At 67.4% G+C, this 24,517-nt stretch carries 23 protein-coding genes; 11 read left to right on the plus strand and 12 right to left on the minus strand.

Annotation, left to right across the window (positions count from 1 at the left end):
* Positions 1-577 precede the first annotated feature (577 nt).
* The 5 genes from ABIE51_RS14710 to ABIE51_RS14730 all read right to left on the minus strand — a co-directional run bounded on the left by ABIE51_RS14710 (position 578) and on the right by ABIE51_RS14730 (position 9,040).
* Positions 578-1,726, minus strand: a complete 1,149-nt coding sequence (locus ABIE51_RS14710; RefSeq protein ID WP_192631270.1) for an efflux RND transporter periplasmic adaptor subunit — start codon at positions 1,724-1,726, stop codon at positions 578-580.
* A gap of 31 nt (positions 1,727-1,757) precedes the next feature.
* Positions 1,758-4,838 carry an efflux RND transporter permease subunit gene (locus ABIE51_RS14715; RefSeq protein WP_192631271.1) on the minus strand — a complete coding sequence of 1,027 codons (3,081 nt, stop codon included), beginning with the start codon at positions 4,836-4,838 and terminating at the stop codon, positions 1,758-1,760.
* A gap of 908 nt (positions 4,839-5,746) precedes the next feature.
* Positions 5,747-6,643, minus strand: coding sequence for a LytR/AlgR family response regulator transcription factor (locus tag ABIE51_RS14720; RefSeq protein ID WP_115844851.1), 897 nt, complete (start codon positions 6,641-6,643; stop codon positions 5,747-5,749).
* A 2-nt stretch (positions 6,644-6,645) separates the two neighbouring features.
* The gene (locus ABIE51_RS14725) at positions 6,646-7,731 is read right to left on the minus strand and encodes a sensor histidine kinase (protein ID WP_157030773.1); all 1,086 of its coding nucleotides are present in this window, start codon (positions 7,729-7,731) and stop codon (positions 6,646-6,648) included.
* 280 nt (positions 7,732-8,011) lie between these two features.
* Positions 8,012-9,040, minus strand: coding sequence for a YihY/virulence factor BrkB family protein (locus ABIE51_RS14730; protein WP_502913335.1), 1,029 nt, complete (start codon positions 9,038-9,040; stop codon positions 8,012-8,014).
* A gap of 122 nt (positions 9,041-9,162) precedes the next feature.
* Between ABIE51_RS14730 and ABIE51_RS14735 the strand changes: the two genes are divergently transcribed.
* Positions 9,163-9,768 carry a DNA-3-methyladenine glycosylase gene (locus ABIE51_RS14735; protein WP_192631272.1) on the plus strand — a complete coding sequence of 202 codons (606 nt, stop codon included), beginning with the start codon at positions 9,163-9,165 and terminating at the stop codon, positions 9,766-9,768.
* A 189-nt stretch (positions 9,769-9,957) separates the two neighbouring features.
* Here the strand turns inward: ABIE51_RS14735 and ABIE51_RS14740 are convergent, their stop codons facing one another.
* From ABIE51_RS14740 to ABIE51_RS14750, 3 genes are all read right to left on the minus strand, one after another.
* Complete coding sequence (locus ABIE51_RS14740) at positions 9,958-10,167, minus strand: DUF6289 family protein (RefSeq protein WP_157030775.1); 210 nt, start codon at positions 10,165-10,167, stop codon at positions 9,958-9,960.
* A gap of 136 nt (positions 10,168-10,303) precedes the next feature.
* The gene (locus tag ABIE51_RS14745; protein ID WP_192631273.1) at positions 10,304-11,239 is read right to left on the minus strand and encodes a sensor domain-containing protein; all 936 of its coding nucleotides are present in this window, start codon (positions 11,237-11,239) and stop codon (positions 10,304-10,306) included.
* The gene (locus tag ABIE51_RS14750; RefSeq protein WP_192631274.1) at positions 11,236-11,601 is read right to left on the minus strand and encodes a PadR family transcriptional regulator; all 366 of its coding nucleotides are present in this window, start codon (positions 11,599-11,601) and stop codon (positions 11,236-11,238) included. Before ABIE51_RS14750 ends, ABIE51_RS14745 begins: the two co-directional genes overlap by 4 nt.
* Positions 11,602-11,753: 152 nt before the next feature.
* On the opposite strand from ABIE51_RS14750, the gene ABIE51_RS14755 reads away from it, so the two are divergent.
* From ABIE51_RS14755 to ABIE51_RS14765, 3 genes are all read left to right on the plus strand, one after another.
* Positions 11,754-12,284 (plus strand): hypothetical protein, encoded by a 531-nt coding sequence (locus tag ABIE51_RS14755; protein WP_192631275.1) that lies wholly within the window; start codon positions 11,754-11,756, stop codon positions 12,282-12,284.
* 190 nt (positions 12,285-12,474) lie between these two features.
* Positions 12,475-13,500 (plus strand): peptidylprolyl isomerase, encoded by a 1,026-nt coding sequence (locus ABIE51_RS14760; protein ID WP_192631726.1) that lies wholly within the window; start codon positions 12,475-12,477, stop codon positions 13,498-13,500.
* A 221-nt stretch (positions 13,501-13,721) separates the two neighbouring features.
* Positions 13,722-13,847, plus strand: coding sequence for a hypothetical protein (locus tag ABIE51_RS14765; protein ID WP_354504397.1), 126 nt, complete (start codon positions 13,722-13,724; stop codon positions 13,845-13,847).
* Positions 13,848-14,247: 400 nt separating this feature from the next.
* Here ABIE51_RS14765 and speG read toward each other — a convergent pair whose 3' ends face one another.
* Positions 14,248-14,832, minus strand: coding sequence for a spermidine N1-acetyltransferase (gene speG, locus ABIE51_RS14770; protein WP_115844836.1), 585 nt, complete (start codon positions 14,830-14,832; stop codon positions 14,248-14,250).
* A 114-nt stretch (positions 14,833-14,946) separates the two neighbouring features.
* Here speG and ABIE51_RS14775 point away from each other — a divergent pair, with 114 nt between their 5' ends.
* Positions 14,947-15,240 carry a hypothetical protein gene (locus ABIE51_RS14775; RefSeq protein WP_115844834.1) on the plus strand — a complete coding sequence of 98 codons (294 nt, stop codon included), beginning with the start codon at positions 14,947-14,949 and terminating at the stop codon, positions 15,238-15,240.
* Between the two features lie 27 nt (positions 15,241-15,267).
* On the opposite strand, the gene ABIE51_RS14780 is transcribed toward ABIE51_RS14775, so the two are convergent.
* Positions 15,268-15,726 (minus strand): hypothetical protein, encoded by a 459-nt coding sequence (locus ABIE51_RS14780; RefSeq protein WP_115844832.1) that lies wholly within the window; start codon positions 15,724-15,726, stop codon positions 15,268-15,270.
* Between the two features lie 95 nt (positions 15,727-15,821).
* Positions 15,822-16,721, minus strand: a complete 900-nt coding sequence (locus ABIE51_RS14785) for a DUF2785 domain-containing protein (RefSeq protein WP_354504400.1) — start codon at positions 16,719-16,721, stop codon at positions 15,822-15,824.
* A gap of 169 nt (positions 16,722-16,890) precedes the next feature.
* On the opposite strand from ABIE51_RS14785, the gene ABIE51_RS14790 reads away from it, so the two are divergent.
* The 4 genes from ABIE51_RS14790 (at position 16,891) to ABIE51_RS14805 (ending at position 22,105) form a co-directional block, all read left to right on the plus strand.
* Entirely contained in the window at positions 16,891-19,131 is a 2,241-nt protein-coding gene (locus tag ABIE51_RS14790) for an FdhF/YdeP family oxidoreductase (RefSeq protein WP_192631276.1), read from the plus strand.
* Positions 19,128-19,364, plus strand: coding sequence for a helix-turn-helix domain-containing protein (locus tag ABIE51_RS14795; protein ID WP_192631277.1), 237 nt, complete (start codon positions 19,128-19,130; stop codon positions 19,362-19,364). Before ABIE51_RS14790 ends, ABIE51_RS14795 begins: the two co-directional genes overlap by 4 nt.
* Positions 19,361-20,158: a formate dehydrogenase accessory sulfurtransferase FdhD gene (fdhD, locus tag ABIE51_RS14800; protein WP_192631278.1), complete on the plus strand. Its 798-nt coding sequence runs from the start codon at positions 19,361-19,363 to the stop codon at positions 20,156-20,158. Before ABIE51_RS14795 ends, fdhD begins: the two co-directional genes overlap by 4 nt.
* Positions 20,159-20,290: 132 nt before the next feature.
* Complete coding sequence (locus ABIE51_RS14805; protein WP_192631279.1) at positions 20,291-22,105, plus strand: DUF885 domain-containing protein; 1,815 nt, start codon at positions 20,291-20,293, stop codon at positions 22,103-22,105.
* A 387-nt stretch (positions 22,106-22,492) separates the two neighbouring features.
* Here the strand turns inward: ABIE51_RS14805 and ABIE51_RS14810 are convergent, their stop codons facing one another.
* Positions 22,493-22,843, minus strand: coding sequence for a GFA family protein (locus ABIE51_RS14810; RefSeq protein WP_192631280.1), 351 nt, complete (start codon positions 22,841-22,843; stop codon positions 22,493-22,495).
* Positions 22,844-22,989: 146 nt separating this feature from the next.
* Here ABIE51_RS14810 and ABIE51_RS14815 point away from each other — a divergent pair, with 146 nt between their 5' ends.
* Together ABIE51_RS14815 and ABIE51_RS14820 are read left to right on the plus strand one after the other, a co-directional pair.
* A complete protein-coding gene (locus ABIE51_RS14815; protein ID WP_192631281.1) occupies positions 22,990-23,427 on the plus strand; it encodes a VOC family protein in 438 nt (145 codons plus the stop codon).
* Between the two features lie 2 nt (positions 23,428-23,429).
* On the plus strand, positions 23,430-24,245 hold the full coding sequence (locus ABIE51_RS14820) for a DUF72 domain-containing protein (protein WP_192631282.1): 816 nt from the start codon (positions 23,430-23,432) through the stop codon (positions 24,243-24,245).
* The last annotated feature ends 272 nt before the right edge of the window (positions 24,246-24,517 follow it).

The following is a 24,517-nucleotide window of genomic DNA, read 5'->3' on the forward strand; positions in this document are numbered from 1 at the left end:
GCGTGATCGCATGCCCCGACCCTCACCCCAACCCCTCTCAGCTCTGCACTCCCTTCGGTCGCCGGAGGGAGAGGGGCTTAGGCGCGCCGTCATTCCAGCGAAAGCTGGAATCCATTTGTTGCTGTTGCTGTCGAACAGCCTATTCGCTGCTAGCCCCGAAGGGCGCCGCACAGGATGTGCGGCGGTGAGCGCTGAGCCATGGATGGCGAATCGCGAGCGCGCCCTTTTGCGTCCCGGTCGTAGGACTGGGTTGGACTTGTACGCACTTTCTTTGGGTTACTTTTCTTTGTGCGAGCAAAGAAAAGTGACCCGAGCGCCGCAGGCGATCGGAAGCTTGGCTCGTGATTCTTCTTTGCTCTTCCAGGCTTCAGGTAAAGCGTGGAAGTCCATGGATTCCCGCCTTCGCGGGAATGACGAGCAAGAGCAACGGAACCTGCAACGGCAACGGCAAGATGGATTCCAGCTTTCGCTGGAATGACGAACAAGAGCACGCGCAAATCAAAGCAACAGCAAAGAACAAAAACCCCTCCACCATTCAGCAGAGGGGCCGTGCAGTCCACCCGCGAAAACCGCAGCGTTACCTCGCCGCCGTCGCCCGCGCCAGATCCTGCTGGATCGTCACCGCCTGCCCGGCTTCGATCCGCTCGCCGCCGCGCACGATCAGCCGGTCGCCCGGCTTAACCGCGCCCTGCACTTCCACCAGGCCGTCGACCTCCGTGCCGGTTTTCACCGGCAGGCGTTCGGCCGTGTTGTTCGATGCCACGCGCAGCACGTAGTCGCCATCGCGTCGCAGGATCAGCGCATCGCGCGGCACCGCGACCACCGAACGCCTGCCCGAATCGGGCATGCCGACGTCCACCGCGGTGCCAACGGGAAGTTCGCCGTCCTCCATCGCGATGCGCAGTTCGAGCTGGCGCGACGCCTCGTCACCGACCGGCACCAGCGCACTCACCGGATGCGTGCGGGTGCCGGTCTTTTCCGTCGTGCCACGCTTGCCGACGCTGACTTCCACCGGCATGCCGACCGCGAGGTGCTGCGCCAGATCGACCGGCGCACGAACGCGCACTTCCTGCGCGCCGGTGTCGACCAACCGCGCGACCGGATCGCCAATGCCGACGTATTCGCCCAGCTGCACCGAGCGCTCTGCGACCACGCCGTCGAACGGCGCGCGCACCACCATCTGCGTGCGGCGAAGCCGCGTCTGCGCGAGCAGCGCCTGCGCACGCGCAAGGTCCTGCGCGAGCATGTCGCGGTCGGCGCGCGTCTGTTCGTACTGCGCACGCGCGATGTTCTGCTGCGCGGCGAGCTGCGCATAGCGCTGCTCCTGCCGCGCCGCCATGTCCAGCTGCGCCCGGATGCGCGCCACGTCCGCTTCACCCTGCTGCTGTTGCAAGGCCAGCGTGCTGTCGTCGAGCACCGCCAGCGGTTCGCCTGCGCGCACCTTCTGCCCGACTTCGGCCACGCGCACGACGCGGCCGTCCTGCTCGCTGGCGACCTTCGCGTCGCGACGGCTGATCACGCTGCCCGGCGCCCAGTGCATCGGTGCGAGTTCGGTGGTCACCGCGTTGGCAACGCCGACCACCGCCGGCGGCGTGGCGGGCTTGGCGGGCGGCGTCGCCTCGACTTCCCAGCGGATCAGCGGCACGAGCAACACGGGCACCAGCGCGAGCACCAGGATGATCCGGCCGGGCAGGCGGGACGACGGCTTACGGGACTTGAACTTCATTGCATGCCTCCGGGGGAAGGGATGGGTTGGTTCAGGCCAGCGCGGGCGCGCCGGCTTCGATGCGTTCGCGGCGCGATTCGGCCAGTCGCAGCAGCGCCGGCACCAGCACCACGATGAACACCAGGCTCAGCGCGACGCCGCCGACGGACACCGCGGCAAGCCCGCGGTAGATCACCGCGCCCGGGCCGGGGTTGATCGCCATCGGCAGCGCGCCGAGCACGCCGGTCAACGCGCCGATGAGGATCGGGCGAAGCCGCTGGTCCAGCGCCTGCTTGAGCGCCTCGTCGAGCGTCGCGCCCGCGGCCTGCCCTTCGCGCGCCTGCGCCACGAGCAGGATCGCGTTGTTGATCACCATGCCCAGCAGCATGATGAAACCGATCATCGACAGCAGGTCGAGCGTTTGTCCGGCGATGAGGTCCAGCACGCGCAGGCCGATCACGCCGCCCAGCACCGCCATCGGCAGCGTCGCCATCACGTAGGCCGAATCGCGCAGCGACCTGAACATCGCCGCCATCAAGAGGAACAGCACCACCAGCGCCATCGCGAAGTTCGTGCCCATGCTGCGCACGACCTCGCCAAGGCGGTCCGCGCTGCCCGATACGCGGATCGCGGCATCCTGCGGCAGCGCATCGCGCAGCACCGGCACGACGTCGCCTTCGACGATGCCCAGCGCCTCTTCCAGCGACATGGCCGGCGGCGGATCGACGGTGAGCGTCACCGTGCGGCGGCGGTCGACGCGACGCATCTGGTTGGGCGCGAGCACGGTGTCGACTTGTGCGAGCTCCGCCAGCGTGAGCGCACCGCCGTTCGGCGTGGCGAGCGGCGCGGCGCCCAGGCGCTCGACGTCGTCCTCGCGATCGCTGCGCAGGATGATCGCCAGGCGCCGGTCGCCGTCGAAGTATTCGCCGAGCCATTGCCCGTCGCCGAGCGCACGCACGACGGTCGCAAGATCCGGCCGGCGCCAGCCCACCTCGGCGAGGCGGCGGTCGTCGGGATTGATGCGCAGCTCCGGCGTGCCGGCGTCGGCATTGGGCCACGCCTGCACGTTCGCGCCGGCGAACTTCTCCGACAGCAGTTTCCGGCCGGTTTCCGCCGCGCGCGTCAGCGCGTCGCCATCGGCATGCTGGAGGTGGATCGCGATGGCGCGCGCCGAGCCGCCGAAGCTGCCGAACAGTTCGCCTTCGCTGGCGAAGGCGCGCGTGTCGGGAAAACCGACGGCCACTTCATCGCGAACGATGCGTTCGAGCTCGCCGATGTCATCCGGATCGACCACGCGCGCACCCACCGTGCCGCCGCCGGGCCACAGGTTGAGGTACCAGTTGCTCAGTTGCGGCGCCTTCTCGCCGTCCATGTACGGCTTCATGCGCGCCAGCAGCGTCGGCGCAATCTCGGCGTTCACGCGCTCCGGGCTCATGCCGGGCGGGAAGTTGAAGATCGCGTCGACCGCCGCGCGCTTCACCGGCGGCAGGTAGTCGATCTTCGGCATCAGCACCACGGTCAGCACGATCGGCGCGACGACCAGCGCGCCGACCCACGCGAGCTGGTTGCGGCGGCTGCTCGTGGCGCGCATCGCCCAGTCGCTGACGCCGATCCAGAAACGATGCTGCTTCTGCTCGTGCACCTCCTCGCGCGTGCGCAGCCACGAACTCGCGGCGGCAGGCAGCACGGTAACGGCGATCAGCAGCGAGATGCCGACGGCGATGGAAATCGTCAGCGCGAGGTCCGCGAACAGCTGGCCTTCGACGTCTTCCATGAAGATCACCGGCAGGAACACCGCGATGGTCGTCAGCGTGGACGCGACCAGCGCGCCGCCGACCTGCCGGGTGCCGTCCAGCGCGGCCTGCTTCGCGGGCACGCCTTCCTCGCGCAGGCGCACGATGTTTTCGGCGACGACGACCGCGGCGTCCATCACCATGCCGACCGCGAACGCCAGGCCGGCGAGCGAGATCACGTTGAGGCTGCGCCCGGTGAGCTTGAGCACGATGAAGGTCGCCAGCAGCGAAATCGGAATGGCGCAGGCGATGAGCGCCGTCGCGCGGACATCGCGCAGGAACCACCACAGGCAGCCCACCGCGAGCAGCACGCCGGCGCCGAGACTGCCCGACAACAGGCCGATCGCGCGGTTGATGAACACCGAGGCGTCGAAGCTCTGGCGGATGTCGAGCCCGAGCGGCGCCAGTTCCTTCGCGCGCACTTCCTCCACGACCGCCTTCACGCGATCGAGAGTGTCGAGCACGTTCGCGCCGCTCTCGCGCAGGATGCGCAGGCCGATCGCGGGATTGCCGTTCTGGTAGGCGAAGAAGCGCTGCTCGGGGCGCTTCACTTCGACGTTGGCGACATCGCCCAGCCGCACCGGCCGGCCGTCGCGCCAGGCGAGGATGAGGTTGCCGAGCGCTTCGGGGGAATAGCGCCCGGCGAACCTCAAAACGTATTCGCGACGACCGGCCTCGACGACACCGCCGGACACATCCGTCGCGCGCGCGGCGACGTCGGCGATCTGCGGGATCTGGATGCCCAGTGCGGCCGCGCGCTCCAGGTTCACCGTGATGGTGAGTTCCTCCGGCGCACCGCCGTTGATTTCCACGCCCGCGACGCCTTCCACCGCGGACAGCCGCGGCACGATGCGGTCCTCGATCATCTGCCGCTGGTCGAGGATGTCGCCCGGAGTGCCCGGCAGCTGCTGCACGAAGAAATAGGTGAGCGAGTTGTTGGCGTTGTCGGCGCCGGCCTGCACGACCGGCGGCGTCGCATCGCGCGGCAGCGGCTGCAGGCGGTTCATGCGCGAGAGCACTTCGACCAGCGTCGCGTCCATGTCGCTGCCGACGGCGAAGGTCAGGTTGATGAAACTGTTGCCGGCGTTGATGTTGGATTCGATCTCCGCCAGCCCCGGCAGGCCCTGCATCACCGCTTCGATGGGCTCGACGATTTCCGATTCCATTTCCTGCGGCGATGCGGCGCGCCAGCTGGTCTGGATCGACATCTGCGGGCGTTCGATGTCGGGGAATAGCTGAAGCGGCAGCTTCAGGAGGCACAGCAGGCCGAAGGCGCAGACCATCGCGACGGCGACCGCGACCGCGGCGGGATTGCGCAACGAGGCTTCGGTGAGTTTCATCGTGCGGCTCCGCGCGGGGACGAGTGCGGTGCGCACGATGCGCCCGTGCGACTTTGCCGGGATGGTCCGGAAGTCACGCGTGGCTGGGCTTTGCGTTCAGTCGTTGAGTCGTCGCGGTGAAGCGTTCCTGGATGGGTATTCGTGTTTCTTCGGTGCAACGGGGGGCGTTGTGTGCACCCAACTAATGGCAGGGGTGTTGGGCGTACGGGCTACACGTGGTCGTGGCGGGTTTTGTGCGTTGCGCATGTGTCTGGTACGCGACGCGGCGCCTGATGCGTCAGTCGCGCCCATGCGCCCATTCGCCGTCATCCGTCATCCCGGCGAAGGCCGGGATCCAGGCCCGTGGTCTCCGGCCACTCCGCGGCACGGCGAACGACATCACCGCCATTCCTGTGAGACTTAGAATGCATTTTTTCTTCCGCGTTCCGTCTAGGAAGCAACCGCGCAGCGCTGTGCCGCAACGACCGTTCACCGCTAACGCTTCGTTACCCCTCACCCCAACCCCTCTCCCGATGGGAGAGGGGCTCAAAAGCCGTCGCTCCGGCTGTTGCCGTGGCTGTTGTTGTTGCTTTGCCTCTGCCTTTTGCCCTTGCTCTTACCAGCGACTTAAAGCGAGCCGAGCACCGGAGTCGGAAAAGGGCGAAGAGTCGCCCGCTGTCTGAGCGGAGCGCAGCGTAGCGAGTTCGGGCGACGTCCCTTTTCCGACGAGGAGCGCAGGGCACCGCCGCGTAGCGGCGGCTCGCGTCAGGAGCGAACGGTTTTGGTTACTTTTGCCAAGACAAAAGTAACCCGCCCTTCAGGGCGGAAGCTGTTGCTCGTGATTGTTGTCTTTGCTGTTCTGCGAGAGCGCGAGCAACAGCAGGCGCTACAGCAAGACCCAGAGCAAGAGCAAGATCAACAGCGACAGCTCAGATCAAAAGCGCCAGCTTGTCGCGATGCGTCCGCGACAACTTCAACTCCTGCCCGCAATCCAGCCGCAGGAATCCTTCCCCGTTCGTATGCGGCCGCAACTCCACCACGCGGCGCGCATTCACGATCGTCGACCGGTGGATGCGCGGGAAACGTTGTGGATCAAGCTGTTTTTCCAGATCCCGCATCGTCGCGCGCAGCACCAGCGTCTCGCCCTGTGGCGCGGCGCGATCGGCCGGGCCGTCGGTGTGGATGCACATGTAATCGCCGGCCGCATCGATCCAGCGGATGCTCGACAGGTCCACGCGCACGGTGCGACCGCCGTCGCGCACGGCGAGCTTGTCGTCGCGACGCAGCTGTTCCAGCGCATCGGGCTTCAACGCTTCGTCCAGGTCGAGCAGCGGTCGACCGCTCAGCTCGCCGAGCAGGCCGAGCAGATGTGCGCAGTGGCCGCTCGCCTCGCGCTGCGAACGCGCCTGCTGCACGCGGGCAAGCGCCTGCGCCAGGCGGCCCTCCTCGACGGGCTTGAGCAGGTAGTCGGTCGCCGACGCCTCGAAGGCGCGGATCGCGTAATGGTCGTACGCGGTGACGAAGACCACCAGCGGCATCTCGTGCGCGGGAATGCTGCGCAGCGTTTCGAAACCGTCCATGCCCGGCATCTGCACGTCGAGGAAGACCAGGTCGGGGCGATGCTCGCGCATGCCGGCGATGGCGGACAGGCCGTCGCCGTACTCGCCGACGATCTCGACGTCCGGATGCGCCTCGAGGCGGATTTCAAGCCCGCGGCGCGCGAGCGGCTCGTCGTCGACGATCAGCGCGCGAAGGCGCGTACCGTGCGTGGCGGATTCGGACTGGCGCTCGCGTTCCACTACGCGACTGTCGACCGCTCGATCCATCTTCAGTCTCCACCCAGCTGCTTGGTTTCGAACGGCAGGCGCAGTTCGACTTCGATGCCGCGCTCGCGGTTGCGCACGGAGAAGCTGCTTTCCTCGCCGTACAGCACGTTGAGGCGTTCGCGCGTGTTGCGCAGACCGACGCCCTTGCCCGGTGGAAGCTGGTTGCCTTCCAGGCTCGAGCAACCCGGGCCGTCGTCGATCACGCGCAGCACGAGCTGATCGCCGTCGCGTTCGGCCTCGATGCGAAGCAGCCCGCCGGCGACCTGCTTGGCGACGGCGTACTTGATCGCGTTCTCCACCAATGGCTGCATCAGCAGGCTCGGCAGCAGCGCGCGCCAGCAGTCCTCGTCGATGTCGGTCTCGATGCGCAGCCGCTCGGCGAAGCGGATCTTCTCGATGTCCAGATACAACGTCAGCGCGTCCAGCTCCTGCCGCAACGTGACGCGTTGCATCGGATCGTTGTCCAGCGAATGCCGCAGGAACGACGACAAGCCCTGCACCATGCGGTTCGCCGTGGCGTTGTCGCGATCGAGCACGAGCGTGGAGATCGCGTTGAGCGTGTTGAACAGGAAGTGCGGATTGAGCTGATAACGCAGCATCTTCAGCTGCGCCTGGTGCGCCATCGTGCGGGCGGCGAGCGCGCGTTGCGTTTCGTCCTGCAGCTGGCGGTAGTACTTGATGCCCAGGTACAGGCCGACCCACGCCAGCACCACGTAGATGTAGGTCAGCGAATAGGCGATGTACGCCATGCGGCTGGTCGGCGCGCAGGTGTCGCAGAAGCGCACCAGCATCGTGCGCGTGGTCAGGTCCATCACCGCCGAGCTGGCGAGGATCGGCACGATCATCGTCATCAGCAGCTTGCGCGGCGACAGGCCCCAGCACGCGCGCAGCAGGTAGCGCAGCCCGAGCGTGACGACGAAGCCGGTGCAGGCGGCCGTGAACGGGACGATCCAGTAGCCGGATGGCTTGCCGTAGGCGATCGCCGACAGCCAGCTCTGGCCGAAATAGCCGAGCCAGCCGGCGGAATGGAAGATCCAGAACAGGTGCTGGCGGGGCAGATCCAGCGGGTGGGTCGCGGTAATGGCCATGGAAGCCGCAGGAGCGAGGACGCGGTGCAGCGATGCTAGCCCCTCGGCGGGTCCGGGCGGGAACGGTTCGTCGGCGGTGGGGCACGGTTTGGCGCTTCACCGTCGTCGCGCCGGGCTGCCGTTGAGCCCCTCTCCCCGCGGGAGAGGGGTTGGTGAGGGTCGTGGCGCGAGGGAGCGCCGGCGCTGGCCGTGCCACGCGGGCGGGCCGCAAGAAGCAAATGGCTTCCAGCTTTCGCGGGAATGACTGGAGGTCGGCAGCGCCCGACGGAGTGCCCGAGCGTTACGGGCCTGGATCCCGGCCTTCGCCGGGATGACGGGAGACCACCGGAGCGTGAGCGCGGGCATCGCCAACCGCCTCGCGATCCCCGCCCCGCTTCTGCTTGCGCCGCTCATCGATCACCGCCGTGATCAGCGCGCCGATGAACACGATCAGCGCCGCGTAGTACATCCACACCAGCGCCAGCACCAGCGCGCCCATCGAGCCATAGGCCGAACCGGGATTGGACTCGCGCAGGTACCAGCCGATGAGCCAGCGCCCGAGCACGAACAGCAGCGCGGTGATCGCACCGCCGCCGAGCGCGCGCTTCCAGCCGACGGAGCGATCAGGCAGGTAGTGGTACATCAGCGCGAAGCTGATCGCGTACACCAGCCACGTCGCCACGTTCATCACGATGGGCAGCGCCCATTCCATGCGCGAGAACGCCAGCTGCACGAGTGTCGATACCGTCATCGACACCAGCAGCAGGAAGCCCATCGCGAGCACCAGGCCCATCGAGAACACGCGCTTGCGCAGCCACGCCATTGCGCCGGCCAGGCGCGTGGCGTCGGTGCGGAAGATCTTGTTGAGCACGTCCTGCAACTGCGCGAACACCGCCGTGGCGCCGATGAACAGCAGCGCGACGCTCCACCATCCGGCGATCGAACCCGTATCGGGCCGGTCGCGCGCGTTGTCGACCACGGTGCGTGCGACGCGTTCGGCTTCGCCGCCGGCGAGCAGGCCGATCTGCTGCATCAGCGATTCCTGCGCGCCGGGCAGCAGCGCGCTGGTCAGCCAGACCAGGATCAGCAACAGCGGCGCGAGCGAGAGCATCGCGTACAGCGCGAGCGCCGCCGCCTGCGCCATCAGCTCGGTATCGACGAAACGGCGCACCAGATCGGCCGGCAGGCTGCCCTGCGCGCGCCGCACGAGCGCCTTCATCGCCGGGCGGCGGAACGAGTCGCCACGGTCGGGCTCGGTCCGGCGCGGCGCGGTGGGATCGAGCTTCTCCGCCGTTTTCTCGACCGGGTTCTGTGCGGTTTCGTCTGCCATCGCACGAAGGAATAGCGCGGCGGGCGTGAAGTCGGGATGCGCGCGCATTCCGTCATCCCCGAGAAGGCGGGGATGACGACATCGCGAGGTCGCGTTGCCTTCATCTCCATTAGCATCCGCCCATGCCCATCAAGCCCCTGCCCCGCCGCTTCTACGCGCACGATTCACGCGACGTCGCGCCGCTGCTGCTCAACAAGGTGATCGTCACTGCCGACGGACGCGTCGGGCGCATCGTCGAAGTGGAGGCTTACCGTGGCGGCGAGGATCCTGCCGCGCATTCGTTTCGCGGACCCACGAAGCGCACGCAGGTGATGTTCGGACCACCCGGTCATCTGTACGTCTATTTCATCTACGGCATGCACTGGGCGATCAACGCGGTGTGCGGCGGGCCGGCCGGGCACGCGGTGCTGATCCGCGCGTTGTCGCCGATGGAGGGCATCGACCGCATGCGTCGCGCGCGCGGCATGGAAGACGTGCGACTGCTTGCGAGCGGTCCCGGCCGCCTCGCGCAGGCGATGGGCCTGAGCGGCGTTCATAACGGCGTGGACATCACCGATCGAAACTCGCCGGTGTGGTTCGGCGACGACGGAACGCCGCCGCCCGACTCGCCCGTCGCGTCGCCGCGCATCGGCATCAGCAAGGCGACGGACCTGCACTGGCGATGGCACGTGGCGGCCGATCCGCATGTTTCGAAAGGCGGCAAGCCGAAGGTGCGGAAGAAGGTCTAGCCTGTCATTCCCGCTCAGCGGGAATCCACGGGCTTTCCGCGCTTTGCGACTAATGTTCCGCGTCAGCCGCCTTCAGCCAGCATTCTGACGTGACGATGAAAGTCGCTGGGTTCCCGCTTTCGCGGGAATGACGAGGTAAAAAAGAAGCCCCGCATCGCGGGGCTTCTTCGACACACGATCGCGACCGGCTCAACTCGACGCGCGGCAACCCTGCACGAACACCTTGTTGTCGGTCTCCACGCCCCAGCGGCCGTCCAGTTCGCGACAGCCTGCGGTCCACGAACCGACCAGCACGCCTTCGTCGTCGTAGTACAACCACGTGCCCTGCCAGCTCGCGGATGCGGTGAACGACGACAGGCCCACCAGCGCGGCCAATGCGAAGATCCTGAAACGACGCATGCTCATCTCCTTTGATGTCGCGGCAAGGTTCCGCCCGCGCACCGTAGGCGATGCAGCGGGCCGGTTCTGTTAACCAGCCCGCAGTCCGTGCGTGAACGACGCCTTCACATGCGCGCCTTCACGCGATCGGTTCCGCTCAGTCGTACTGCGCCGTCTTCACCAGCATGTGCTTGGCCAGCAGTGCGTGCAGGTAACCCACGCCGCGCGCGATATGCAGCGTGACGAACAGCAGCAGCACGCCCACCAGCATCGCGATCGGCCACAGCCAGGGCGCGCTGCCGATGCCGAGGTTCCAGTCGTCGATCGAAAGCACGCCGCCATAGCCGAGCAGCAGGCCCACCGGCAACGAGATCAACGCCAGCGACACGCTCAGGCACGTCACCACGACGGTGAAGTACACGATGCCCAGCGGCAGCATGAAGAGGAAATACAGCTGCGTCGCCCAGATGCGCGGATCGGTGAACAGCTCGCCGATGCGCTTGAGCAGCGGCTGGCCACGGCTGCTGTACAGCGGGCGGCGCGGCATGCGCTCGCCGAGCATCGCCTCCACGATGCGGCCTTCCACCAGCGACAGCACGCGGATCGAACCGAAATACAGGATCACGAACGGCACGCCGATGATCAGCACCGCCAGGCCGGCCGACAGCGACAAACCCGTCACCACCCACGTGAAGTAGAAGATGCCCGTGGCCAGCGACAGCAGCATGTAGAACAGCGCGCCGTAGGTGCGCGGCTCGGCGATCACGCCGAAGAACTGGCCCATCCACGAGCGGCGCGGCTTCGGCGCGGGCGGACGCAGCGCCGTCTGCACCTTCACTTCGGTGTCGCGGTAGATGTCGGCGACCTCGTCGGGCGCGCCATAGCTGCCGGCGACGGCGACGATCACGTCGGCCTCGCTCCTGCCGGGGTTTTCGGCCAGTTCCGAACGCAGGTATTCCTCGGCGTCGTACAGCGCATCCTGCACGAGCGCGGGATCGGCGCCGGCGAGCGAACGACGCAGGTGTTCGAGGTACTCGGGAATGGTCGTGGGCAGGCCACCGGGGCGGACACTGCTGGCTTCGAAGGCGTTCATGGCTCAAGTCCCCCCAGGACGGAATCGACACTGTCGCGGGTCGCGCGCCACGCGGCGGCCCATTCGTGCAGCACCGTGCGACCTGCATCGGTGATGCGGTAATAGCGCCGCGGCGGGCCGGTCATCGACGGCTCGACGTGGCTCTCCAGCAGCCCCGCCCCTTCGAGGTTGCGCAGCACCGGGTACAGCGCGCTCTGCTTGCCGGCGAGCACGCCGCCGCCGATGCGTTCGAGCTGCTTGGCGATCTGGTAGCCGTACAGCGGCTCCGGCGCCGATCCCAATACCGCCAGCAGCGCCAGCGACACGGTGCCCGCGCTGAGCTCCTTCTGGAATTTCCGCAGCTGGGTATCGAGTTCGATCATGTCGACGGGTCGGCCGGTAGGCTGGACTCAACAGTAATGTGAACTTCCATATACCGAACCTGCCATTAGTCACGCGCCTTGCCGGGATCTCCACCGCGCGGCTGCTATGACCGAATCCGGTGCCGCATGCCCCGCGGCCGAGGAGCGACGTGATGCCCAGAGGCGACAAATCCGCTTACACCGACAAACAGCAGCGACAGGCCGAGCACATCGAGGAGAGCGAGCGCAAGGAAGGCCGCTCCGAGGAAGCCGCCGAGCGCATCGCCTGGGCGACGGTCAACAAGCAGGACGGTGGCGGCAAGCGCAGCGGTTCGGGCCGCAAGAAGTCCGCGAAGAAGGCCAACAAGAAGGCCGCGAAGAAGACCGCTCGCAAGAGTCCGGCGAAGAAGGCGGCCAGGAAGACCGGCAAGAAGGCCGCAAAGAAGACCGCGCGGAAGACGGCGAAGAAAGCGACCAAGAAGACTGCGAAGAAGACCGGCGCCCGCAAGGCCGCCAAGAAGACCAGCGGGAGGAAGACGACGGCAAGGAAGGCGACGAAGAAAGCCGCGAAGAAGACCGCGGGCCGCAAGACCGCGAAGAAGGCGGCGAAGAAGTCGACCCGCACGTCCGCCTCGCGCAGCGCCGCGGCGAAGAAGGCCGCCCGGACCCGCGCCCGCAAGGGCACGAACGGCGCTTCGTCCTGATGGCCCGTCACGATCCGCCGGACGGCGGGTCGTGATGTCCGGTCACGCAACGGCCATCACGTTCCCACGGCATGGGGCTGGCCGCCCGGAGGGGCGGTGAGCCAGAATCCGCGTGTTCAGCGATCCGGATCCAAGGGGGATTTCCGTCGTGCGCAAACCCGTTCTGTCGAAGCCTGTCGCGTTGGAATCCATGGCGCCCAAGCGCGACGCCCGCCGCTGGCGCCCTGCCCTGCTCGTCGCCCTGCTCGCTGTCCTGCCCCTGGCGCAGGTCGCCGCGGAGGACGCCGTGCCCGGCAAGCCGCGGTCGATGCAGGAAATCCTCGACGCCTCCCAGCCGACGGACTGGCGCACGCCGGACAACAAGAACCTGCTGTACCTGGACCTGGATTCCGGTCGCGTGCTCATCGAACTGGCGCCCGCCTTTGCGCCGGCACACGTGGCCAACATCCGTGCGCTGGCGAAGAACGGCTACTGGAACGGCATGAGCATCAACCGCTCGCAGGACAACTTCGTCGTGCAATGGGGCGACCCTGCGCAGGAAGAGAAGGACCGCAAACCGCTCGGTCGCGGCGCCAAGGCGAAGCTGCCGGCGGAATTCGCCCGCAAGACCAAGGGCCTGCCCTTCGACAAACTGCCTGACGTCGACGGCTGGGCGCCGGAAGTGGGCTTCTCCAGCGGTTTCCCGGCCGGGCGCGATCCGGGCGCCGACGCCGCGTGGATGGCGCACTGCTACGGCACGGTCGGCGCCGGCCGCGACATGGCCGCCGATTCGAGCAACGGTACTGAGCTGTATGTCGTGATCGGCCAGTCGCCGCGCCAGCTCGACCGCAACATCACCGTGGTCGGTCGCGTGCTGCAGGGCATGGAGTTGCTGTCGGTCCTGCCGCGCGGCACCGGCCCGCTGGGTTTCTACGAACAGCCGTCGCAGCGCACGCCGATCAAGTCGATCCGCCTTGCGTCGGAAGTGCCGAAGAAGGAGCGCGTCGGCATCGAAGTGCTGCGCACCGACACGCCGCTGTTCGCTGAACTCGTCGAAGCGCGGCGCAACCGTCGCGACGAGTGGTACAAGCACATGGCCGGCCACATCGACCTGTGCAACGTCCCGCTCCCGACGCGCGCACCGCCGCCGAAGCCGGTGGTCGAAAAGGCGAAGCCCAAGCCGCGCGCGAAGAAGCCGCGTTCGGGTGCGAAGCCGGCGGGCGCTTCGAAGTCGTAGGGGTTTGTCGCGGGGCGCATCGTCGTTCCCGCGAAAGCCGGAATCCATTCGCTTCTGCATCCGAACTGCAAAGGTGCAGCGCAGCGCTGTGCGGCGATGGTCGTTCGCCGTCGAGGCTTCGTTGCCCCTCACCCCAACCCCTCTCAGCTCTGCACTCCCTTCGGTCGCCGGTGGGAGAGGGGCTAAGGCCCGCCGTCACTCCAGCGGCAACAGGAATCCGTTTGCTGTTGCTGTTGCTGTTGCTGTTGCTGTTGCTGTTGCTGTTGCTGTTGCTGTTGCTGTTGCTGTTGCTGTTGCTGTTGCTGTTGCTGTTGCTGTTGCTGTCGAACAGCCGATCAGTTCACTAGCCCCGAAGGGCGCCGCACAGGATGTGCGGCGGTGAGCGCTGAGCCATGGAGTGAGGGCGATGCGCGCTTGCGAGCCACTGGCTCGCGCATCGCCCGAACGCCCGCGCCGCAAGCGCGGGCCAAACGAATCGCGAACGCGCCCTTTCTCCGTCCGGCCGTAGGACTGGGTTGGACTTGCACGCACTTTCTTTGGGTTACTTTTCTTTGTGCGAGCAAAGAAAAGTGACCCGAGCGCCGCAGGCGATCGGAAGCTTGGCGGGTGATTCTTCTTTGCTTTGCCGGGCTACGGCTAAAGCATGAAAAGTCCATGGGTGGTGCCGCCATTCGGCGGCCCAGAAGCGGCCCGCCTTCGCGGGAATGACGAGCAAGAGCCAGAGCACCTAAAGAGGCGCTATCCGTACTACGGCGGCGCCGTCCGCTCCTCAACACCGACGCCCGCCTCCCTGCGCCCCGCATCCTCGCGCAGCACATCGCGCTGGAACAAACACATCCGCACCACGTCGTGGTAGCGACCGTCGCTGAAGAACTCGTCGACCAGCACGCCTTCGCGACGGAACCCCGCGTCCTCGTAGATCCGGATCGCACGCGTGTTGTCCACGTCGACCAGCAGGTACAGCTTGTAGAGGTTGAGCACGCGGAACGCGTAGTTGATCGCCAGCCGCGTCGCCGCGCGCGCGTAGCCGCGGCCCTGCTGGTCGGGCGAGATCATGATCAGGAATTCCGCGCGCCGGTGCAGGTGGTCGATCTCCACCAGTTCGACCAGTCCCACGCGTTCGTGCGCCGTGTCCTCGACGATGAAACGCCGTTCGGACTGGTCGTGGATGTGCTTGCGATACAGCTCTTCCAGCTCGACGAACGACTCGTACGGTTCCTCGAACCAGTAGCCCATCACGCTGCGGTTGTTGTTGAGCACATGCACGAAATGCAGGTCACCGCGTTCGAGCGGGCGAAGGGTGACGCCGGGCACGGGAAGCTTCGCATTCATGCGCCCAACCCTACTCCTCGCGCATGACACGCGCACGCCGGGCGCCATCACGCCGCCTTGCCCGGTCGCTCAATAGCCTGCCTCCAACGGCCACACCGACGAAGGTTCGACCCCATGCCCCTGATGCGCCTGCGCGTGACCGGCAGCGACGACGACGTCCGCGCCATCGCCAACCTCCTCACCAGCCTGGACGGCATCGAGCACATCGAGGAAGTCGACGACCTCATGCCGCACATGGACGACGACGATTCCAGTTCCGCCGGCCTGCCCGACGACCAGGGCCCGGGCCAGCACGCGCTGGAAATCGACGCGCCCAACCAGGCCACCGCCAACCGCGTGCGCGATGCGGTCGAAGCGCTCGCGTTCGACCTCGACGTGCTGGTGGAATTCGACAACGACGAGGGCTGACCCGCATCGTCGTTTGCCGCGGAAACGTTAGCCCAGCGCCACGGGACTCAGTCGCCGCACGGTGAAACACACGCGCCATTGTCCCTGGTCGATGGCGACCAGATGCGACGTGAAGCGTTTCACGCGCTTCAGCAGCCACTGGTGCGCCGGCCACGCGAAATTGCGCAAAACCGACTCCGGCGCACCATGTTCGGCGACCAGTTCGGCGATCGAACGTGACGTCAGCTCGATCCCGCCCATCATCGTGCCCGCGCCGAGGATCAGGAAGATCATGCCTTCCATGGCATCGCGATCGTCTTCCGGCAGGGCATCGATGCCAGCGAGGCCATCGAGTTTCCCCTGCTCGTCGTAGCCCTCGGGCACGTTCTCGTAGCGATAACCGCAGCCGGTGCACTGGTGATGCCGCACCGGCTCGCCGGCGAGCTGCAGCGTGCGCACGTTCGCGCCGCAGCGCGGGCAGGTTTCGCGAGGTTGGGTATGGCGCATCCGGCCGTCGTCCCTGTCCGAACAAACGGCCATGGTCGGCAGATCCCGGAGGCGCTTGAATCGGACAGGTCCGAATTACGCCGTCGCGCAGCGCCTCAAGGCAGCGATTTCAGCGCCGCGACGACGCCCGGAATGACCGTACGCGTGCGTTTGTCGGTGGACTGGCCGGCTTCCACGTACACGGCCTGCAGGAACGCGACCAGATCGTGCCGGCGTGCGAGCCACGCCGGATCCTTCCACGCCTGCGACGGATCGCCCAGGCGCGGCACCAGCGCGGCGAACCACGCCGTCCAGCCGGCCTCGTCGCGCACGCCGCGCTGCGCCGCGTACACGATGGGCGCCGCGAGCCGCTGCGGTTCGCCGAACACGTACGCAACGCCGGTCGCCGGTACGACCTGCGCCGCCACCGCATCGACGATGCGATGCAGCTGCGGCGCATCCAGCGCAGGATTCAGCGTGAGCTGCATCAGCCAGTCGGCGCCATGCGCGACGCCGTGCCGCCAGCCCTCGCCGGGCTCGAAGCCGCGGTAGTCGCGCACCGATTCCAGGTACGTCACCGCGCGCAGCACCATCGCCGTGCGTTCGGCGGGCGTCATCCAGGGCGACACGCGGTCGGTGCGCGCCACTTCCGACAACGCCAGCGCCGCGAACGGCCACGCGACGCCGTCCGGATCGGGCTCGCCGAGCATCGCGTAGAAGCGGTCCCGCAACGCGCGCAGCGTGTCGGGCGCGAGCTCGCCCTTGCGCATCCACGTCGACAGCGCTTCATACGCCAGTTCGTCGCGTAGTTGAGGATCGCTCGCCGCAAGGCAGTTCGACAGCGCATACGCCAGCGTCGCGCGCTCGCCCGGATCGGCGACGACGAAACCGCTCTGGCGCAGGGCTTCCAGCCGTTCGAGCGGCCAGCCCTCTGGCGGGCAGGCCGGCGCCGCGAACGCGGGCGCGGCGAGGCCAAGGGTGAACAGCATTGCGAGGAAACGCAGCGAAAGACGCATGTGGTGGGTCCGTGCGGAGGGCGACCCGCGAAAACGCGGATCCGGCCGGAAAGTGCGGTGACTATGCCACCGCTTCGCGCCCGCCCGCACCCGCCGGACGTCATCGCCGCCGCGGGCGCGCGGGCCTATGATGCTGGCGTGCGCCTTCGCAGCCCTTCTGCAGCATCCGATGTCAGACAAGAAATCCATCGAACTCTATGTGAAGCCCGCCGGCGGCTGGGATGCGCTGCGCAGCTCCTGGCAGGCGCTGCGCGACCAGCAGGTCGTGATGAAGGGCGCCAACACGCTGCTGCGCGCCAACCAGCCCAGCGGCTTCGACTGCCCCGGCTGCGCGTGGCCGGACCGCAACGTGCATTCGACGTTCGAATTCTGCGAGAACGGCGTCAAGGCCGTGGCGAACGAGGCGACGTCCCGTCGCGTCACGCCCGAGTTCTTCGCGCAACACACGGTCGCATCGTTGAACGAGCAGGACGACCGCTTCCTCGAAGCGCAGGGCCGCCTCACCGAACCGATGGCGTACGACGCCGCGAGCGACACCTATCGGCCAATCGCGTGGAGCGAGGCGTTCGCGACGATCGCACGCGCCCTGAATTCACTCGCGTCGCCGAACGAAGCGATCTTCTACACCTCAGGCCGCACGTCGAACGAGGCGGCGTTCCTGTACCAGCTGTTCGTCCGCGAATACGGCACCAACAACCTGCCCGACTGCTCGAACATGTGCCACGAAGCCTCGGGCGTGGCGCTCACCGAACAGCTCGGCAGCGGCAAGGGCTCGGTGACGCTGGAGGATTTCGAACACGCGCAGGCGATCTTCATCTTCGGGCAGAACCCGGGCACCAACCATCCGCGCATGCTCGGCGAACTGCGCAGCGCCGCGAAACGCGGCTGCCGCATCGTCGCGTTCAATCCGTTGCGCGAGCGCGGGCTGGAGCGCTTTGCGGACCCGAAGGCGCCAACCGAGATGCTCGGCGGCAGCACGCGCATCGCCTCGGAGTACTACCAGCCGCGCATCGGTGGCGACCTCGCCGTCGCCACGGCGCTGTGCAAGGTGGTGATCGAATCCGGCGCGGTGGACCACACGTTCGTGGCGAGGCACACGCACGGTTACGACGACTTCGCCGACAGCGTGCGCGCGACGCCGTGGGAAGCGCTGGAACGCGAATCGGGCCTGTCGCGCGCGGACCTCGAACAGGCCGGCCGCACCTACCTCGACAGCACCGCGACCATCGCCTGCTGGGGCATGGGCATCACGCAGCACGCGCGCAGCGTGGCGACGATCCAGATGCTCGGCAACCTGCTGCTGTTGCGCGGGAACATCGGCAAGGCGGGCGCCGGACCGTGCCCAGTGCGCGGCCATTCCAACGTGCAGGGCGACCGCACGATGGGCATCTACGAACAGCCTTCGCCCGCGTTCCTCGATCGCCTGGGCGCCGCGTTCGATTTCCAGCCGCCGCGCGAACACGGTTACGACACCGTCGCCGCGATCGAGGCGATGTTCGACCGCCGCGCGAAGGTGTTCTTCGCGATGGGCGGCAACTTCGCCGCCGCCACGCCCGACACCGCGCATACGCACGAAGCGCTGCGTCGCTGCGAACTCACCGTGCACGTGAGCACCAAGCTCAACCGTTCGCACCTGGTACATGGGCGCGATGCGCTGATCCTGCCGTGCCTGGGGCGCACCGAGATCGACGTGCAGGCCAGCGGCCCACAGGCGGTGACGGTGGAGGATTCGATGAGCATGGTGCATCTGTCGTCGGGCATGAATCCACCGGCGTCTGAGCACCTGATGTCGGAGCCGGCCATCGTCGCGCACCTCGCGGCCGCCACGTTGCCGCGCAGTCGCACGCCATGGCTGGCGCTGATCGAGGATTACGACCGCATCCGCGACCGCATCGCGCAGGTGGTCGACGGCTTCGCCGATTTCAACGCGCGCGTGCGCACCGACGGCGGGTTCCACCTTCACCATCCGGGGCGTGAGCGCGTGTTCCCGACCCGGCGCGGCAAGGCGGGCTTCTACGCGCACGCGCTGGATGATCGCAAGCCACAGGCCGACGTGCTGCAACTGATGACCGTGCGCTCGCACGACCAGTACAACACCACCGTGTACGGCATGGACGACCGCTACCGCGGCGTGCACGGACTGCGCCGCGTGGTGTTCATCTCGCGCGATGATCTCGAACGATTGCAGCTGCGCGACGGCGAGCACGTCGACATCGCCTCCGTCTGGCACGACGGCGAACGCGTCGTGCGCGATTTCCGGCTGGTCGAATACGACATCCCGCCCGGTTGCCTCGCCGCGTATTTCCCCGAGACCAATCCGCTCGTTCCGCTGGACCATCACGCCGAACGCGCACGCACGCCGGCGTCGAAATCCATCCCCGTGCGACTGCTGCGCCGGAGGGCGGCATGAGCGAGGAATCGGCGCTCGCCGTGCTGCGCCTGCTGCGCGAGGAAGACGGCCAGTCGATCCATCGCGTCGCCAAGCGATTGCAGCTGGGCCTGAGCGAACTGCAGCGCGTGCTCGCCGCGCTCGGCGACGATCCGCGGTTCGACGGACTCGACCTGGTCGAACGCCGCCAGGACGGCGAACGCACGCGGCTCTGGCTCACCGAGAAGGGGCGCAGCCTGGTGGATTCGGCATGAACGAGCCGTTGCAACCGGTGCAGGCGCTGCGCCTGCGTGCGGGCGATCGCGCGCCGCACGACGATCGCGTGATCGTGGAAGCGCCCATCGCATTGCTCTACAACGGCGAGTCCTTCGCCGTGATGATGGCCACGCCCGACTCGCTGGAGGACTTCGCGCTCGGCTTCGCGCTGGGCGAAGGCATCGTCGGCGATGCATCCGAGTTCCGCCTCGTCGATGTCGTGCGCCATGACGAAGGCGTCGCATTGCACGCCGCGATCCCGCAACCGCGTTTCGATGCGCTGGCCGACCGGCGACGCGGCATGGAAGGCCGCAGCGGTTGCGGCCTGTGCGGCGTCGAAAGCCTGCAGGCGGCGCTGCGACCGGCGCCGCGCGTCACGTCATCCATGCGCGTGGACGTCGGGTCGATCCGAGCCGCGCTCGATGCCCTCGCCGCGCAGCAGCCGCTGAACGCGCTCAGCGGCGGCGTGCACGCGGCGGGCTTCGCGCACGGTGGTGGGCTGCTGGTCCGCGAGGACGTCGGCCGCCACAACGCGCTGGACAAGCTCATCGGCGCGATGGCGCGCAACGCGATAGCGCCGGACTCGGGATTCGTCGTGATCACCTCGCGCGCGTCGTACGAGATCGTGCACAAGGCGGCGACGGCCGGCATTGGACTGGTCGTGGCGATCTCCGCGCCGACGGACCTGGCCATCCGCACCGCGGACGCCGCCGGCGTGACGCTGGCGGCGTTCGCGCGCGGCGATTCGCTGAACGTGTACGCGCACCCGGAACGGATCGCGGCCGGATCCTGAGCGAAGGCCCTGCGGCCCGATTCGGCAAGACGCGCCCACCCTCCGGCCCATGCGGTGGCGGGCACGCAGGCGATATCCTCGGCCGGCCCGCGGCCCCGCCGCCTGATCCGAGCCCCAGAGAACATGCCCTCGTTGCGTCCCACCCTCCTCGCCGTCGCCGTGCTCAGCGCCGGCCTCGCCGCCTGCCAGCCGCAGACCACGCCCGCGCCCGCCGACACGAAGGCCACCGCCGCCGCGCCGACCTCGGACGCCGCGACCGACGCGCGCCTGGCCGAAGTCTCCCAGCAGTGGCTCGACGGCTGGCTGCGCCTGAATCCGGTGTCCGCCACGCAGATCGGCAAGCACGACTTCGACAGCGAGGTCGACGATCTCAGCGCCGCCGGCCGGCAGGCGCAGGTGGATTTCGCGAAGAAGACGCTGGCCGCGCTCGACGGTATCGACACCACCAAGCTCTCGCGCGAGAACCAGATCGACGCGGCGATCCTGCGTAACCAGGTGCAGGGCGATATCTGGAACGTCGAGACGCTGCAGAGCTGGGCGTGGGATCCACAGGTGTACAGCGGCCTGGCCGGCGGCGCGATCTACAACCTGATGGCGCGCGAGTTCGCGCCGATGCCGCAGCGCCTGAAGTCGGCGACCGCGCGCATGCAGAAGATCCCGAACATCTATGCGCAGATGCGCGAGAACCTCGATCCGGCGCGCGTGCCGAAGATCCACGCAGAGACGGTCGCCAGGCAGAACGCCGGCATCCTGAGCCTGATCGACACGTTCATCACGCCCAACGCCGACCAGCTGCAGGGCGAGGACCGCAAGCAGCTCGACGAGGCCGTGACGAACCTGCGCAAGGCGGTCGCCGACCAGCAGACGTGGCTCGACAAGACGCTGGTGCCGAACGCGAAGGGCGACTTCCGCATCGGCCAGAAGCTGTACGACGAGAAGCTGCAGTTCTCGCTGAATTCGTCGCTGTCGCGCGCGGATATCAAGCAGCGCGCCGAAGGCGAACTCAAGCGCGTGCGCGGCGAGATGTACGCCATCGCGCAGACCGTGCTGAAGGACAAGCCGAACGCACCGGAGATGCCGGCCAATCCGTCGCCGGAGCAGCAGCAGAAGGCGATCGAGGCCGCGCTCGAACTGGCCTACGCCGACAAGCCCGCGCGCGACCAGGTGGTCGATTTCGCGAAGAAGACGCTTGAGCAGGCGACCGATTTCACGCGCAAGCACGACCTGGTCACCGTGCCGAACGATCCGGTGAAGATCATCCTGATGCCGGAATTCCAGCGCGGCGTCGCGGTGGCGTACTGCGATTCGCCGGGTCCGCTCGACAAGGGCCTGGACACGTACTACGCGATCTCGCCGATCCCGGACGACTGGGACGCCAAGCAGGTCGATTCGTTCCTGCGCGAATACAACAGCCGCATGATCCACCTGTTGTCGATCCACGAGGCGATGCCGGGCCACTACCTGGAAGGCGCGCATTCGGTGAAGTCGCATTCGACGCTGCGTTCGGTGCTGCGCTCGGGCCTGTTCGCCGAAGGCTGGGCGGTCTACACCGAGGACATGATGGCCGACGCGGGCTACCTCGATAACGACCCGCTGTTCCGCCTCGTGCAGTTGAAGTTCTACCTGCGCACCATCGCCAACGCGATCCTCGACCAGGGCGTCCACGTCGACAACTGGACGCAGGAACAGGCGATGGAGCTGATGACCAAGCAGGCCTTCCAGCAGGAACGCGAGGCTGCCGGCAAGTGGATCCGCGCGCAGCTGACCAGCGCGCAGCTGCCGACGTACTTCGTCGGCGCGCAGGAGCACTTCGACATGCGCAAGGCCGTGGAAGCCAAGCTCGGCGACAAGTTCAACGCCAAGGCCTACCACGACCAGGTGCTGAGCTACGGCGCCCCGCCGGTGCGCTACGTGCGCGAGATGATGCTGGACGAGCCGATCAAGTGACGAACCGGCCCGCGGCCGCTTTGCGGCCGCGGCTTTGCCGGTTCGTCATCCCCGCGAAGGCGGGGATCCAACTGTCCGACGCATCACGCTCTCCGGTAACGAGCACGCAGGCATGGATTCCCGCCTTCGCGGGAATGACAGCAAACGGCGGCCGGGTCCGCGGCCACGCCATTGCCGGAACGTCATCCCCGCGCAGGGGGGGATCCAGGCGTCCGGTGATTCAAAGATCGAGGCCGCGGCTTCCATTAGCCGCGGCCTTTTTTGTTGTCATCCCCGCGAAGGCGGGGATCCAACAGCCCGGCGCATCACGCTCTCCGGTAACCGTGCGAGCACGCAGGCATGGATTCCCGCCTTCGCGGGAATGACAGCGAGGGTGTCGCAATGGAATCAGCGCGAACGCCCATCGAAATGCACCACCTTCAGCGACGCCGGATCCACGCCCTCCAGGCAGCGCGCGTTGATCGCCACCATCGGCGTGCCGTCCGGCATCTGGCCTTCCGTGAATGGCGAGATGCCGCACTCCGGGCAGAAGTGATGCTGCAGCTTGTGCGTGTTGAAGGTGTAGGTGCGGTAGTTGGACTCGGGCGTCTTCAGTTCGAATGCCGTTCGCGGCACGAACCAGAGCAGGCCGCCGCGCTTGGCGCACAGCGAGCAGTTGCAGTCCAGGACCTGGTCGATCTCGCCGTCGACCTCGTAGGCGATGCCGCCGCAGTGACAACCGCCGCTGTAATGCGCCATGACGCGTGCTCCATGCTGGTGAAGGTGGAAGGCCCGATTGTGCCCCAGCGCGGCGCCCGTCGAATGTGCCCGAAGCGACATCGGCTTAACCCGTCGGCGCTATGCTTCGCCCCCACCCCGCCCCTCTGCGCCGAACCGGAGTCGCCATGCCTTCGCCACGCCCCGGCAGCACCGTCGTCCCCACCCTGAGCTATCGCGACGCACCAGCGATGATCGACTGGCTCGTGCGCGCGTTCGGCTTCACGAAGCAGGCTGTCTACGCCGAGGGCGACGTCGTGCTGCATGCGCAGCTGACGTATCGCGATACCGGCATGATCATGCTCGGCTCGGCGAACAAGGACGGCGACTGGGCGAAGCTGATGGCGCAGCCCGATGAGATCGGCGGGCGTTCGACGCACGGCGTGTGCGTGATCGTCGACGACGCCGATGCGCATTACGCCCGCGCGAAAGCCGCCGGGGCGGCGATCGTCATCGACATCGCCGACCAGCACTACGGCGGTCGCGGCTATGCGGCACGCGATCCGGAAGGCTACGTGTGGTGGTTCGGCACCTACGATCCGTGGAACGAAAGCGGGAACGCCTGAGCATGGAACTGTTCGACGAACATCCCCGGCCCGTCGAGGGCATCCGCGTCGGCATCGGCGGCTGGACGTTCGCGCCGTGGCGCGACAATTTTTATCCGAAGGGCCTGGTGCAGCGCCGCGAGCTGGAATACGCCAGCCGCAAGCTCACCGCGATCGAGGTCAACGGCACCTATTACGGCGCGCAGAAGCCGGCGACCTACGCCAAGTGGGCGGCGGAAACGCCGGAAGGCTTCGTGTTCTCCGCGAAGGCGCCGATGCGCATCATGCAGTCGCGCGCGCTCGCGAAGACCGGGCCGCAGATCGAGGATTTCCTGGGCGGCATCGCCTCGCTCGGCGATCGCCTCGGGCCGATCGTGTGGCAGTTCGATGCGAACCAGAAGATCCAGCGCGAGAGCTTCACGGAGTTCCTGTCGCTGCTCCCGCGCGAGACCGAAGGCCGTGCGCTGCGTCACGTGCTGGACGTGCGCGATCCGAATTTCGTCGACGCCGACTACGTCGCGCTCGCCCGCAAGCACAACATGGCGACGGTGTTCACCGATTCGGACGAACACCCGTCCTTCGGCGACGTCACCGCCGATTTCGTTTACGCGCGCCTGATGCGCGCCCGCAGCGACGTGCCGACCGGCTACACCGACAGCGAACTGTCGACGTGGGCGAAGCGTGCGCACGAATGGGCGAAAGGCGGCCAACCTGACGCGCTTCCGACGCTGGCGAAGGATGCCGTACCCAAGAAAAAGCGCGATGTCTTCGTGTTCTTCATCAGCGCGGCGAAGGAACGCAATCCCGCGGCGGCGATGGCGTTGATCGGGAAGTTGTGAGGGATCCGGGCACGCCGAACCCGGGAACCGCCGGGACTCGGAGCTCGAAGCTCGAAGGAGCGTGTCCGCTTTCTTGATCGTCATTCCCGCGAAGGCGGGAATCCATCTCTCCGACGCGATTCCGGCCTTCGAAGGCGTTGACGCTCGCAAGCATGGATCCCCGCCTTCGCGGGGATGACGGCCGCGGCGGGACGCGGGGTAATCACGCAAACCGCCCCCGTATCGGAACGCCCCACCGCACATTCCCGGCGCTTCGTCGCAAACCCCTACAC

The sequence above is a fragment of the Lysobacter sp. OAE881 genome, from assembly GCF_040546665.1.
In the GTDB taxonomy this organism is placed as follows: Bacteria; Pseudomonadota; Gammaproteobacteria; order Xanthomonadales; family Xanthomonadaceae; genus Lysobacter_J; species Lysobacter_J soli.